At 73.4% G+C, this 13,407-nt stretch carries 11 protein-coding genes and 2 pseudogenes; 5 read left to right on the top strand and 8 right to left on the bottom strand.

The window, feature by feature from the left end:
- Nucleotides 1–457: pseudogene (locus tag NBX02_RS15540) on the top strand (oxidoreductase); the annotation flags it as partial.
- The gene (locus NBX02_RS15535) at nucleotides 454–906 is read left to right on the top strand and encodes a 4Fe-4S binding protein (RefSeq protein ID WP_250285321.1); all 453 of its coding nucleotides are present in this window, start codon (nucleotides 454–456) and stop codon (nucleotides 904–906) included. The pseudogene NBX02_RS15540 and the gene NBX02_RS15535, both read left to right, overlap by 4 nt.
- Nucleotides 907–1,541: 635 nt before the next feature.
- Here the strand turns inward: NBX02_RS15535 and NBX02_RS15530 are convergent.
- From NBX02_RS15530 to NBX02_RS15515, 4 genes are all read right to left on the bottom strand, one after another.
- The gene (locus NBX02_RS15530) at nucleotides 1,542–4,172 is read right to left on the bottom strand and encodes a S1 family peptidase (protein ID WP_250291936.1); all 2,631 of its coding nucleotides are present in this window, start codon (nucleotides 4,170–4,172) and stop codon (nucleotides 1,542–1,544) included.
- 13 nt (nucleotides 4,173–4,185) lie between these two features.
- Nucleotides 4,186–4,650, bottom strand: coding sequence for a hypothetical protein (locus NBX02_RS15525; protein ID WP_250285323.1), 465 nt, complete (start codon nucleotides 4,648–4,650; stop codon nucleotides 4,186–4,188).
- A 310-nt stretch (nucleotides 4,651–4,960) separates the two neighbouring features.
- Nucleotides 4,961–5,113 carry a hypothetical protein gene (locus tag NBX02_RS15520; protein ID WP_250291934.1) on the bottom strand — a complete coding sequence of 51 codons (153 nt, stop codon included), beginning with the start codon at nucleotides 5,111–5,113 and terminating at the stop codon, nucleotides 4,961–4,963.
- Nucleotides 5,114–5,138: 25 nt separating this feature from the next.
- A complete protein-coding gene (locus NBX02_RS15515) occupies nucleotides 5,139–6,215 on the bottom strand; it encodes a D-isomer specific 2-hydroxyacid dehydrogenase family protein (protein WP_250285325.1) in 1,077 nt (358 codons plus the stop codon).
- A 266-nt stretch (nucleotides 6,216–6,481) separates the two neighbouring features.
- Here NBX02_RS15515 and murG point away from each other — a divergent pair, with 266 nt between their 5' ends.
- The 3 genes from murG to NBX02_RS15500 all read left to right on the top strand — a co-directional run bounded on the left by murG (nucleotide 6,482) and on the right by NBX02_RS15500 (nucleotide 11,027).
- On the top strand, nucleotides 6,482–7,612 hold the full coding sequence (gene murG, locus NBX02_RS15510; protein WP_250285326.1) for an undecaprenyldiphospho-muramoylpentapeptide beta-N-acetylglucosaminyltransferase: 1,131 nt from the start codon (nucleotides 6,482–6,484) through the stop codon (nucleotides 7,610–7,612).
- 100 nt (nucleotides 7,613–7,712) lie between these two features.
- The gene (murC, locus tag NBX02_RS15505; RefSeq protein WP_250285327.1) at nucleotides 7,713–9,161 is read left to right on the top strand and encodes a UDP-N-acetylmuramate--L-alanine ligase; all 1,449 of its coding nucleotides are present in this window, start codon (nucleotides 7,713–7,715) and stop codon (nucleotides 9,159–9,161) included.
- A gap of 288 nt (nucleotides 9,162–9,449) precedes the next feature.
- A complete protein-coding gene (locus NBX02_RS15500) occupies nucleotides 9,450–11,027 on the top strand; it encodes a Mur ligase domain-containing protein (RefSeq protein ID WP_250291932.1) in 1,578 nt (525 codons plus the stop codon).
- A 215-nt stretch (nucleotides 11,028–11,242) separates the two neighbouring features.
- Here the strand turns inward: NBX02_RS15500 and NBX02_RS15495 are convergent, their stop codons facing one another.
- From NBX02_RS15495 to NBX02_RS15480, 4 genes and pseudogenes are all read right to left on the bottom strand, one after another.
- The gene (locus NBX02_RS15495; protein ID WP_250291930.1) at nucleotides 11,243–11,572 is read right to left on the bottom strand and encodes a helix-turn-helix domain-containing protein; all 330 of its coding nucleotides are present in this window, start codon (nucleotides 11,570–11,572) and stop codon (nucleotides 11,243–11,245) included.
- A 38-nt stretch (nucleotides 11,573–11,610) separates the two neighbouring features.
- Nucleotides 11,611–11,850 carry a type II toxin-antitoxin system Phd/YefM family antitoxin gene (locus tag NBX02_RS15490; RefSeq protein WP_250285331.1) on the bottom strand — a complete coding sequence of 80 codons (240 nt, stop codon included), beginning with the start codon at nucleotides 11,848–11,850 and terminating at the stop codon, nucleotides 11,611–11,613.
- Nucleotides 11,851–11,905: 55 nt separating this feature from the next.
- The gene (locus NBX02_RS15485) at nucleotides 11,906–12,325 is read right to left on the bottom strand and encodes a nitroreductase family deazaflavin-dependent oxidoreductase (protein WP_250285332.1); all 420 of its coding nucleotides are present in this window, start codon (nucleotides 12,323–12,325) and stop codon (nucleotides 11,906–11,908) included.
- A gap of 159 nt (nucleotides 12,326–12,484) precedes the next feature.
- Nucleotides 12,485–13,407 (bottom strand): annotated as a pseudogene (locus NBX02_RS15480) (hypothetical protein); the annotation flags it as partial.

Below are 13,407 nucleotides of genomic sequence, written 5' to 3'. Positions count from 1 at the left end.
TGGCGTGGGCGGGCCGGTCACGGCGGCCGGCCGCGCGGGGCTGCGGCCCGGGCGCTCGGCCCGGCCGGTGGACACCCGGGCGGTGGTCGCCGCCGTCCGGGCCGAGACGCACCCCTACGACAGGAACCTGTTCCGCCACGCCGACCGGCTGCGCGCGTCCCTGTCCGAGCTGGACGCCGCCTGGGACGAGGTGAGCGGGCACCTGCGGGCGACCGGCGTGGACGCCGTGCGGGCCCGGGAGGCCGCCGCGCTGGTGGCCTCGGCCCGGTGGTCCTACACCGCGGCGCTCGCCCGCGAGGAGAGCCGGGGCATGCATCAGCGTGAGGACGCCCCTGCGACCGACGACAGGTTCGCCCACCGGATTCTCGTGGGCGGGCTGGACCGGGTCTGGACCACACCGGAGCGCGGATCCGGAGCAACCGATCCCGCTGCCATCCCCGAAGGGATCGCCTTGTGATCGAGATTCTGCTCGCCGACCGGTGCACCAGGTGCAACATCTGTGTCCGGGTCTGCCCGACCAACGTCTTCGACGCCGTCCCCGGCGAGGTGCCGGCGATCGCGCGTCAGGAGGACTGCCAGACCTGCTTCATGTGCGAGATCTACTGCCCGGTGGACGCCCTGTTCGTCGACCCGGACTGTGACAGCCCGGCCGAGGTCTCCGCGGCCGAGGTCGCCGCGACCGACTGGCCCGGCCAGTACCGCCGCGACTCCGGCTGGGGCCGGTGGCGCCACGTCCACCGCAACGAGAGCTGGCGGATGGGGCCGATCTTCGCCGAGGCGTTCGAGATCCTGGGCATCCCCCGCCCGCCGTCCTTCCCGGCGGGTTCGGAGCGGCCCCTGCCAGCGCCGGCGGCCGGTCGGCCCTGGCCAGGTCATGGTGACCGCGGGCGGGCTGCAGGGGCGTGACGTGATTGCCCGCGTCCTGCTCGACCAGGGTGATCTCGTCGCCGCGCGCGGACGGGGTCACGCTCGCGCGCTCCGACCGGCCGGGCAGGTGGGACGCCCGGGCAGTGCGCGGTGCCGACAGCCGGCGAGAATGCGGCCGGGCCGGGCCGGGCCGGGACGCACGGGCAGGGCCACGGTCACGCGCCCGTCGGCCGGAACGGCCGGTCGGGGCGGGCCCTCGGGGAGTGTTCCGCGGGTCGCCGGGGCTTCGGCGCGGGTCAGGGATCTGATGCCTGGTCCGGGTTCGTCGTGTCGCGCTTCTCGGCCCGGTGAACCGCTCCGGGGCCCTCGAAGCTCTCGCTTTCTGACGTCAGCCCGGCAGGCACAACACCTCGCTGAGCCGGTCAGCTCGGTACAGACTCCCGCCGAACAATGCTGTCGACCTGGATGAAAGCCGCCAGCGCAATATCCAGCGGAGCGGTGTTTCGATCGAGCCAGGCGCGCATCTCGGACGCATCTGACATTGTCAGGTCGCTCCGAACGGCGAGCGAATATATGCCGAGCGGTGAGCCCGAGCCCATCACCGATCGCGAAACACGCCCCCCAGTCGTCCTCGATCGGAACCCCGGCCACGAAAGGGAGCGCCTCGGCTGCCATCACATGTCCGCGGCTAGCCGCCCACGGATCTCCGCGGCTTCCTCTGGGCGGCCCAGGCCGTCGAGGAGATCGGCCAGAAGATGGCAGCCAGATACGAAACGAGAACCGAAGGCCTCGGGAAGCCGATCGGTCAGAATACCCAAGATTTCCACCGCTTCAACGGCTGCCGCGACCGCGTCTTCTCCCCTCACCCCACGAAGAACCGACGCCATTACGGCCAGCGACGTGGCGAGGTTGGGGAGGTAGGCGTCGGGGGCGTTTTCCGCCAGCCGCCGGCGGATATTGGTGGCTTCTGTGGCGGGTGCGAGTGCTTCTGCCCGCCGCCCTACCTCCGACAGCCGGATCGCCAGATTGTTCTGGAGCCGGGCGAGTTCAGCCGCATCCTCGTAGGTGATCGGCTCGGCCGGGTGTTCAGGGCGGACGGTGGCGATGTGACGGTCAAGGACATGCGTGGTGAGCTGCACGGCGAAGGCGAGCAGCGACGTGGTGGCGTGGGGTAAAGCCGCCTCGACCGGGGTGAGGTCAACCTGGGATGGGACACGGGCAAGGACAGGGCTCTCCGACAGCCCGCCGGAGCTGGGGCCGCCGTCGAGAAGGCGGGCCAGGAGGGCGTGGCGTTGAGCGGCGCGGCTCACGACGGTGAGCATCCGCCGTACCTGATCATCCGTGGGCGGGCTCCCCACCGGCTGTTGGAGGAGCCGGTACGGCAGCGTTGTGGTCAGCGGGTCGCAGTCGTCGTCCACCGCACGGCGGATGACCCGGGCGACGAGTTCCTCGCCGAGCAGATCGGGCTGCAGCGGCGGCAGCCAGCCGTCGCTGTCCTCGGCGCTCGGGTACAGGTCGTGCAGCCAGCGGGCGATCTGCCTGGCCCGGGGGCCGTCCTCGGGGAGGCCGAGGGCGGCGCGCACCAGGGGGACGGCTTCCTTCAGGTTCGCCGCCCCGGCCAGCGTCGCGGCGGCGACCGCGGTTTCGACGTTGCCAGGCCCGGCGAGCCCATGGGCGAGGCTGCCGAACGCCTCCTCTGTCGGCCGGTAGAGCGTCTGCGTCCCGATCTTCTGATAGAGCCAGTGGTGGTCGCGTTCGATGTCGAGGATCCGGCCGAGAAGGTCCGCACCGCGTATCACCGCCGGTGACGACCCTCGACGGTCCTCGCCCGGCCGGGAGATGGGCAGCAGCGCACAGGCCGCGGCGATGTGCAGCATCAGGGCCGAGCCGAACTCCTCCCGGTTCAGGGATGGAACGGGAGGGTCCGCGACGAACGGCAGATCATGGTTCTCGGCGAAGAGCCGCACCGGCTCCCGCAGCGCCGCCACCACGGCGCGGAAGGCGCGTTCCCGTCCTTCGACAGTCGGTTCCAGCGCGGTGAGGGCCAGCTCCGGGTCACGCACCTCCGTCCCGGCCTCCTCCAGCATGCTGCGGACACCGGTCGAGGGCTGCGTCCACCAGTCACCGGTGGCGCGGGCCAGCAGCAGCAGCCGCCACCACGCCCGGGTGGCGGCCAGCTTTTCGACCAGCGGATGCAGACTGGCCGCCCCGTGTTCGGCGGCGTAGTCCACCACCACGAGCACGCTGTGCTCCAGGTGCGCGGCCACCGTCAACGCCGTACCGAGCCGGTCGAGATCACCCGGGCCCCGGAACAGCGCGGCCAGCCACCCGCCCGCACCGGCACGATCGGCCAGCAGCCACCGGGCCAGCCGGGTCTTGCCCTGACCGGCCGGGCCGACGATCAGCCATGCCGACCGCTGTGCGGGCGACCCACACCACGCATGAAGCTGATCGCGTTCTTTCTCCCGGCCCCGGAAGCCGGTGATCGCGGCGTCGGCCCGCAACAGCTCCACCAGCGACCGGGCCGGACCGGACCGCGGCGGATCTCCCCCCGCTGCCAGGGCCCGCTGCGCGCGGCGGGCCACCGCGTCCGCCACCGCTGTGAACCGTCCGGCCAGGTCGGCAACCCGGCTGGCATAGACCGTCCCGCCTTGGGCCTGCCACCGCTCTTCCCCTCGGGGAAAGCCATGGACCACACCAACGGCAACCTCCTCGGCGGCCGCGTCCGGCCCGGCCTTCCGCAGGACGGGGCCGCCGCTGAGCCCGCCCGGGCCCTCCGCGGACACCGCCGCCGCCTGATCGAAGAACAGCTCCAGCGACCAGGCCCCGGCCAGCCGGGCCCGCACGTCACTGATCTCACCGGAGAAAGCCCGGCCGTGAGGATTCCCCGTGCTGGCCGGGAACCCCTCAGCCCGCACCCCCTCCCGCGCGGACACCTCGATGCCCAACGGCACCGCCACCCGCTCGAGGCAGGCAGCCAGCCGCTCCGCCCCCACCGCCGGCCGGGGCTCCCGCCGCGGATCCACCACCAGCACGGCCGCGTCCAGCCCGCTCTCGTCAAGCTCGGCCACCCGCAGCGGTACCAGCAGGTAGCCCCCGCCGCCGGTGTCGGGGCCGTCATCACCGGGCTCCCGCTCGTGGAGCAGCCGCAGCCACAACGAGGCGTCGGCCTCGTCCACACCACGCACGCAGTGCGCGGCGGTCAGCACATGACTGCTGTCGATCACGAAGCCGGTGCGGAACACCTCGCTCTCGTCCCCGACGGGCTCCCCGTCGACCAGCAGCCGGCCCACACCCGGTAGCACGGTGCCCGCCTCGCTAGGCGGTGGCGGAAGCGCCGGCGGCGGAGTCGCCGGAGCGCCGCGTCAGTGACACCGTCACCTGCACCGCCGCCTCACCCTCGAGACTCAGCACCGCCTCGATCGCCTGGCCCGAACCGGCCGTCAACGTCACCCCGAAAGACACCTCGACCGCGTCGACCCCAAGCTGGCCCGGCGCCGCCTCCACCAGCCCCTGGCCGTCCAGGCCACGGGCCACATCCCCGGCCACCACACCGATCTGGCTGCTCAACGCCCGCACCGCGGCGCGCACGGCCTGCTCGCCACGCTGCACAACCGCGGCCCGCCGGTCACGGCGATGCTGCCCGGCCCGGCCGGCCGTCTCTTCCAGCCAGGACTCCCCGCCCTGCCCGGCATCCCGCCGCGCGTCCCCCGTCAGCTCCGGACCGCGTAGCGCAACAGCCACGTCGTAAGCCCAGTCGTCGTCACGCTCATCGCCGCCCATGCGCCCCCCAATCGACGATCTCCTACCGGGATCATCCGGCACACAAAGGAGAATCCCTGGCGGATCGCCAGCATCCCATGACCGATATGGGCAGCCGGCGACACCCCGGACACGGCCCGCGGCAGGGTGGGCATCACCGGCGGGGCCTGCCCCGGGAGAGGGTGTAACGGACAGTTACGTTCAAGCGTTTCCGTGGGTCGCAGCCGTGGGTCGCAGCCTTGGGTCACAGCATTTCCAGGCTTTCCAGGCCGCGATGACTGGCCGGATCAATCCAGCTCCCGCGGGCTGCTCGGGGACGGCTGTCGCGCGTTCATGCCTGCCGCCGGACCCGCTCGGGATCGGCGCTGGCGGAGAAACGCGACACGACGAACCCGAAGCAGTGCCGCGCCGGATCCTCGGCCCGCACCGGAGCCCGGACGGCCCGCTGAGCATCCGTCGGTAGCCCGTCGGTAGCCCTCAGCAACCCGCCAGGGTCCTTCAGCAGCCCCTCAGTAGCCCGCGGTGGGGTCGACGAGGCCGATCAGGGGCTGGCCGGAGCGGTAGCGCAGCAGGTTCTCGTGGAACCGCCGGGCGATGGCCTGTTCCAGGCTGGGGGCCCAGCCCGAGATGTGCGGGCTGATCCGGACCTGGGGGTGGGTGAACAGCCAGTGGTCGGCCGGCAGGGGCTCCGGGTCGGTCACGTCGAGGCTGGCCAGGCGGACCCGGCCGTCGTCGAGGGCGGGCCGCAGCGCCTCCTGGTCGATGAGGGTGCCCCGGGCGATGTTCAGCAGGTGCACGCCGGGCCTCACCTGGCGCAACGCGGTCTCGTCGATGAGGTGGTGGGTGTCGGGGGTGGCGGCGGCGCTGAGCAGGACGGCGTCGCTCACCGCCAGCAGACCGGCGAGATCGGGCAGCAGCCGGACGCCGTCCACGGGGCTCGGCCGGTCCCGCCGCCGCAGCGCCACCACGTCGACCTCGAGCGCGAGTGCGCGGCGGGCCACCGCCTGCCCGATCTCCCCGAACCCGACGATCCCCAGCGTCGAACCGGCGAGCAGTGCGCCCGGCGTCGGCCGGGGGAAGGCGGTGACCGGCGCGGTGACCCAGGAGTTCTGCCTGGCCCCGGTGAGCAGCGCGGTCACCACCCACTCGCTGATCTGGGTGGCGTGCAGGCCGCGGGAGCAGGTCACCACGGGTGCCGACAGCAGCCAGGACGGGTAGCTGTCGACCCCGGCGGAGACGGTGTGCACCCACTCGACGTCGCCGAACCAGGCCGGCGGCCGCTCGACGCGCAGGCCCGGCCCGGTCAGCAGGACCCGCGGCCGGCGCTCCGGGCCCTCCGCCGCGGAAACATCGACGATCTCGATGTCGGGCTCGCCGACGAGCAGGCCGTCGAGGGCCTGCCGGATGGGGGCGCCCCACGGCGAGGGCAGCTGGACCCCGATCAGCAGGCCCCGCGGCACGGTGGTCTGCGCCGGTATCCCGGGCGCCTCGGCCGTCCCCGTACCCGCCCCTGCCCCCGTCCCCGTCTCCGTGGCTGCCTCCGCCACCTCGGCCTGGTGCGGGGCCGGTGCGCTCACGCTCGTCATGGGTTCCCTTCCGGTCGGGGCGGCCGGCGCGCGGCCGCGGGCACGGCGGGCATCCGGTTACGGGGGACATTTAGTTGCAGTGCACCATCGTCGCGGACGCGGCGTCCATGCCCGACCAGGCAGGTAGACAAAGTTGAAATACGGCGTTGACATGCCCTTTCCCGCCGCTTCCCGGTGGTGCTCCCCGTGGCGCCACCGGGACGGGCAGTGCCGCTGACGGTACCCGGGGAGCGGCCCGCGGCCAGGATGTGCCATCGTCGTGGACGATGCTGAGGAGTGTGGTGCTCGCCGGCGGTGGCACGGCGGGTCATGTCGAACCGGCGCTGGCCGTCGCGGACGCCCTGCGCGCCGCTGACCCGCGGCTGCGCCTGACCCTGCTGGGCACGGAGTCCGGGCTGGAGGCCCGGCTGGTGCCGGCCCGTGGCTACGAGCTCGCGACGGTGCCGAAGGTGCCGCTGCCGCGCAAGCCCACGCCGTCCCTGCTCACCGTGCCCGGGCGGCTGGCCGGGGCGGTCAGCCAGGCGTCGGCGGCGCTCGCCCGGGTGCGTGCGGACGTGGTCGTGGGCTTCGGCGGGTACGTGTCCGTCCCCGCCTACCTGGCCGCGCGCCGGGCGGGCATCCCGATCGTCGTGCACGAGGCGAACCCGCTGCCGGGGGTGGCCAACCGGATCGGGGCCCGGTTCACCCCTTATGTCGCGGTGTCCTACCCGAACACGCCGCTGCGCGGCGGGCGGCTGACCGGTATCCCGCTGCGCCCGGAGATCCTGCGCCTGGACCGTTCCCCGGCGGCGGTCCGGGCCGCGCGGGCCGGCTACGGCCTCGACCCGGACCGGCCGACGCTGCTGGTCTTCGGCGGCTCCCAAGGGGCCCGCCGGCTCAACGACGTGATCAGCTCGGTAGCCAGGGAGATCACGGCAGGCGGGGTGCAGGTCCTGCACGCGGCCGGGCCGAAGAACGCCGACACGGTGCTCGCGGCGCTGCCGGCGAAGCTGCCCGCGCCCTACGTCGTCCGGCCGTACCTGGAGCACATGGCGTCGGCCTACGCGGCCGCGGACATGGCGCTGTGCCGCTCCGGCGCGATGACCTGCGCGGAGCTGGCCGCGGTGGGCCTGCCCGCCGGCTACGTCCCGCTCCCGCACGGCAACGGTGAGCAGCGGCGTAACGCCCTGCCGACGGTGGAGGCCGGCGGCGGTCTCATAGTGGACGACGCCGACCTGTCCGCGCAGTGGGTCCGCGCGGAGCTGCTGCCCGTGCTGACCTCCGCCGAGCGGCTGGCGAAGATGTCGGCCGCCTGCGCCGGGTCCGGGCATCCCGACGCCGCGGACGCGATCGTCGCGATGATCCGGGAGGCCGCGGCGTCCCGCCGGCGGCAGCCGGCGCGCCACGCGGCCCGTTAGACACCCGCAGACACCCGCAGACACCCGCCGTGTCCGCGCGGCCTGTGGAAGGGCTCGCCGCGCCACGCGCGGCCCGCAAAGGTCTGGTCTCGGACGGCGGATGGGGCAAGATGTCACTGTGACAGCTCCGGCCCTACCGGACGAGTTCGACCGCGTCCATCTTGTCGGGATCGGCGGCGCCGGCATGAGCGGGCTGGCGCGGCTGCTGATGCGGCGCGGCGCGGCGGTGTCCGGCAGCGACGCCAGGGACACCCGCCGGCTGGCCGCGCTGCGGGCACTCGGCGCCGTGGTAACCGTCGGTCATAATCCAGATCATGTCGGCGATGCCCGTACCCTGATCGTTTCCCAGGCGATCCCGGACGGGAACCCCGAGGTCGAGGCGGCCCGCCGGCGCGGCCTGCGCGTCGTCTCCCGGTCCGCCGCGCTCGCGGCGCTGATGCGCGGGACGCGCGGGCTGGCCGTCGCCGGCACCCACGGGAAGACGACGACCACCCTGATGGTCACCGTCGCGCTGCAGGCCTGCGGTGCCGACCCGTCGTTCGTCATCGGCAGCGACATCAACGAGGCCGGCTCCAACGCGCACGCCGGCACCGGCGAGATCTTCGTCGCCGAGGCGGACGAGAGCGACGGCGGCTTCCTGCTGCTGGCCCCCTCCGGCGCGGTCGTCACCAACGTCGAGGCCGACCATCTCGACTACTATCAGCGGCCCGAGGACGTCGAGGCCGCCTTCGCCCGGTTCGTCGACGGGGTCGACCCGAACGGCTTCGTGGTGGCCTGCGCGGACGACCCGGGTGCCGCCCGGCTGGTCGCGGCCCTGCGGGAGCGGGAGCGCGACGGCGGGAAGGTCCCGCGGGTCACCACCTACGGCGAGTCGGTGGACGCCCACGTCCGGGTGGAGCTGCCGATGGTCTCCGCCGCCGGCTCGACCTGCGAGGTCGTCGTCCGCGGCCGGCGCCTGGGCGAGCTGAGCCTGCGGGTGCCCGGCCGGCACAACCTGCGCAACGCCGCCGGGGCGCTCGCCGCCGGGCTGGAGCTCGGTCTGCCCGCCGCCGGCCTGCTGGAGGGGCTGGCCGGGTTCGCCGGGGCCCGCCGCCGTTTCGAGAGCAAGGGCAGCGCGGGCGGCGTCCGGGTGATCGACGACTACGCCAACCACCCGACCAAGGTCGTCTCCGTGCTGCGGACCGCGCGTGACGTCGCCGACGGCGGCAGCGTGGTGGTGGCCTTCCAGCCGCATCTCTACAGCCGGACGGCGGCCTTCGCCGCCGAGTTCGGCGCCGCTCTCGGCCTCGCCGACGCGGTTGTGGTCATGGACGTCTTCGGCGCGGGGGAGCAGCAGATCCCCGGGGTCAGCGGCGCGACCGTCGCCGCGCGGGTGCCGCTGCCGGCCGGCCGGGCCGTCTACGAGCCGTCCTGGTCGGCCGTGGCGGACCGGGTCGCGGCGTTCACCCGTCCGGGTGACCTGGTGCTGACGGTAGGTGCCGGCGACGTGACGCTTCTCGGCGGCGAGCTGCTGCGCGTGCTGGCCGAACGGGCCTCTCACGCCCGCTGACTTCTGACGCTGCTGACTTCTGACGCTGCTGACTTCTGACGCCGCTGACTTCTGACGCCGCTGGCCCCTGACGCTGCTGGCCTCTGACGCCGCTTGTACAGGTGCGACGGCGGGTCCACGCGTGCCCCCATGCCCGCCGGCCCCGACCATCCCGCCCGGCCCGGCCGTTCGGCCTGGCCGCCTGATCGGTCGACCTGGCCACCCGACTATCCGGCCTGGTCAGCTTGGCCTGGTCAGCGGGGCCGGCCGCGTGGCGGCCCGGTCGCGGCGTGGTGTTCACTGCCTGTCGTGACCGGTGAGAGCTCTCAGCACGTCCACTTCCTGGGGATCGCGGGATCGGGCCTGTCCGCGCTCGCCCACGTCCATCTCGCCCGCGGCGGGACGGTCAGCGGCAGCGACGCGCAGGACGCCCCTCGCCTGGACGCGCTGCGTGCCGCCGGCGCCCGGATACGGGTGGGCGCCGTCACCGACCCGGCCGCGCTGGACGCGGAGCTCGACGGGGTGGACGTCGTGGTCGCGTCCAGCGCGTTTCCCGACGATCATCCTGAGCTGCTGGCCGCCCACCGGCGCGGCCTGCCGGTCCGCCGGCGCAGCCAGTGGCTGCCCGAGCTGACCGCCGGCTACGATCTTGTCGCGGTGGCGGGCTCGCACGGCAAGAGCACCACGTCGGCGATGCTCGCTCTGGTGCTGCGCGCCGCGGGGGTGGACCCGACCGCGGTGATCGGCGCCGAGGTGGCGCAGCTCGGCGGCAACGCGCTGGTCGGTGCCGGGCGGGTGTTCGTCCTGGAGGCCGACGAGTACGGCGGCGCGTTCGCCGGCCTCGACCCGGCGCTCGCCGTCATCACCAACGTCGAGTGGGAGCATCCCGACCTCTTCCCCGACGAGGCGTCCGTGCGGCGCGCCTTCACCGCGTTCGCGGCCCGGGTCCGTCCCGGCGGGACGCTCGTGGTGTGCGGGGACGACCCCGGCGTACAGGCGGTGCTCGCGGCGCTGCCGGCCGCCGCCCGCCCCGGCACCGGCGCCATCCCCGTCGGCGGTGACGGGTACCGGCCGCATCCGCCGGCCGGCGCCAGCCTCATCCCCGCCGCCGGCCTGGAAGGCGCAGCAGGCCAGGGGCGCGCGGCCGGGGAGGGACGGGTGAGGATCGTCGACTACGGGCTGCAACCGGGCCGGGCATGGCAGGCGGTGGACCTGCGCGTCACTCCCGACGGGGGCCAGCGGGCGACCGTGCGCCACGACGGTGACGACGTCGGGACGCTCACGCTCGCGCTGCCCGGCGCCCACACCGTCCGCAACGCGCTGGCGGCGCTCGCGGCCGCCACCGAGCTGGGCGTCGAGGTGGCGAGCGCGCTGGCGACGCTGGCGGCCTTCACCGGTGCCGACCGTCGGTTCACGCTGGTCGGCACGGCCCCGGCGACGGACCGCCGGGGCCCGCTGGAGGTGATCGACGACTACGCCCATCATCCGACCGAGATCCGCGCCACGCTGGCCGCCGCCCGCCAGCGGGCCGGTACACGCGAGGTGTGGGTGGCCATGCAGCCGCACACCTTCAGCCGGCTGGCGGCCCTGCTGGACGACTTCGCCGACGCGTTCGCCGACGCCGACCGGGTGTACGTCACCGACATCTACGCCGCCCGCGAGCACGACACCCTCGGCCTGCACGCCGGCGACCTGGTCAAAAAGATCTCCGTACCCCAGGCCACGTACTACGTGCCCTGGGACGAGCTGACCGACCGGCTCGCCACCGACCTCTCGACGGGCCGACGGAGCGCCCCGGCCGGCGTCCTGCTGCTGACCCTCGGCGCTGGAACGATCACCGAAACCGGTCCGCACCTCCTCGCCGCACTGCAGGCGGCGAATCTGTGACTGCGGGTAGCCGTCTACTCGTCGGCCCCAGGCGCAAAACCATGGTCGCGTAGCCGCTGGCTGCTGAACCGTTCCCAACGGTGACTGTCCTGCTCCGCGACTCGGCCGCCGTATCTCGCCGGACCGTCCTGCCGCGGCCGGGTAACGGCAAACCCCGGCGGTTCCGTCCGTGTTTCTTCCCACCTGCCTGGTAAGGGCGGAATGCCGGCAGCTGATCAGCTTGCTCTGAGCTGTTCGCTGCTGACCTTGTAGGTGTGGTCGCCGAAGTCGGCCAGCAGCCTCAGTTCGCCACCGAGGGCCTCGACACAGCGGCTCACGACATCGACGGTGAACGCTTCTCCGCGTTCGATCTGGCTGACGCGCCCTTTGGTCACGCCCATGATCTCAGCGATGTCGCTCTGGGTGAGGCCGCGTTGCCTGCGGATCTCGGCCAGCTGGTAGCCGTCCACGCGGGCCATCAGCGTCCTGCGTCGCCGTTCGGCCTCGTCAGGACCGCCGACACGCTCGACATAAGCCTCTCGATCCCACTTGCTGTAGCCGCTCATCATCGCTCCCTCGCCCGTTCCTTCAGGTACATCTCGTACTACTTGCGGTCGGCGGCGATGACTGCCCGGAGATCCGCCAGCTCTTCCTCTGCCTCGACGAGACGGCGAAGCTCGTCGACCGACAGGATCGCGGCGGTCGGGGTGCCGTTACGGGTGAGGTAGACGATGTTGCCCTCGTGGACGCGGTTGACCAGCTCGCCGAGGCGGGAACGCGCTTCGGCGAGCCCGATCTCGACGTCCGTCGCATGGAGATCGGTGGTGCGGGCAGGCAGGGTCATGGCCAAAGTGTACAGTTTGATCTATGTTCCGGATGTGGTCTCCCGGCTGCCGGATTCAGACCGTCAGGTCCTCCTCGGCGGAGGGCTGCGGCGGCGCGGGCTGGGGGCGCAGGGTCAGGAAGTCCGAGACGCCGATGGCGCCGAGCACGGGCCGCAGCGGGGCGGGCACCTGGCTGCGGCTGTCGTCGTGGACGATGTGTGGCGAGCCGAGTTCCTCCCGGTGGTTACGGTGCTCCAGCACGCAGCCTCCGGCGGCCAGCACGTTGCGCACCCAGTCCGAGTCGCTGCCGTAGGTCAGCGCGACGACGTAGCCGCCGTCGGAGCCGAACACGTTGACCGGGGTCCGGTACTCGCGGCCCGACTGGCGTCCCCTGTGCACGATGACGCCGAAACCGGGCAGCCGGGTCGCGGCAGGGCCGGCGACCCGGTTGGTGGCCCGGCGGTTGGTCTCGGCGATCCATCTGGGCAACGGCATGTGACTACCTCCTTGAGGAGTGGCTGTCGCACCACGTACGTCAACCGTCATACCCAGCCGAGCAGGGGCCCGACCTCGACTCGGGAGGTCAGCCGTCGCGGCGGCCGGGCCGCGGACGGCGGAGGCCGGATCAGGTCATCGCCGGATGACCGCCGGATGTCAGAAGTACGACGGGCAGAGCGGTACGCCGGGGACGGGCTCGTTCTGCCCGCCCTGGGACACCGCGGTCGCCGGCAGATACCCCCAGGCGGCGGTGTATCCATGGGTGTTGGCACGCCCGTTGTCACCCTGGGTGTACAGCCACCAGGTGTTGGTGTTGCCCTGGACGACCGGGTTCGGACGGCCCTGGTACTGGCACAGCGCCCACACGCTCGCGGCCGCGGCCATGTACCCGCTGTCATCGAGAGTCTCCGGCGCCTGATCGGAACGGACGTTGGCGTAGACGGCCGAAGCCACGTAGGTGCTGCAGTAGTAGCGGGTCGAGAAGGCCCGTCCGGCGTAGTCGGTGATCGCCTCGCCGCGCGGCGAGCAGCCATGGACGGGAACCGGCTGCGGCGAGGGCTGGGCAGAGGAAGGAACGTGGGACGGGGCGGGCGGGGGAGCCGGGCCACTGCCTGTCCGGGGTGGTGGGTTCGCCGGTACCGCATCCGCGGGCCCGGCCGCAGGCCCGGCCGCGGGTCCGGCCACGGGCCCGGCCGCGGGTTCGGGGCCGAAGCCGGCCCGCGTTGGGATGGTCGTGACGGTGATCAGTGCCTGGTGGCCGGGGGGAGCGGTCCCGTCGGGTGCCGACGGCGCGGCGCCCGACGGGATGGGGAGGTTGTCCGCCCGCACCTCGGCCGGGCCGGATTTCCCCCGGAGTGTGACAGTCAGTATTCCAGAGATCACGAGAATGGTCGCGGCGGCGGCCGCGGCGGCCGTCCACACGTTCCGGCGCCGTCGACGAGCGGAATCCCTGTCGCCGGACAGCGGCGGGGCACCGCGCGGCCGCAGCCTGGTCGGGGTGTCCAGCGGCTCGTCGGGCCCGGGAGCCGCGGACGGCGAGCCGGCGCCGTCCGCGCTGTCGGTACCGGCCGGGGCCGGCC

Origin of the sequence: Protofrankia sp. CiP1_Cm_nod1 (genome assembly GCF_920888515.1) — a bacterium.
In the GTDB taxonomy this organism is placed as follows: Bacteria; Actinomycetota; Actinomycetes; order Frankiales; family Frankiaceae; genus Protofrankia.
Note: the sequence above shows the minus strand (reverse complement) of the source record. Positions and strands in the feature narration are given on the sequence as shown.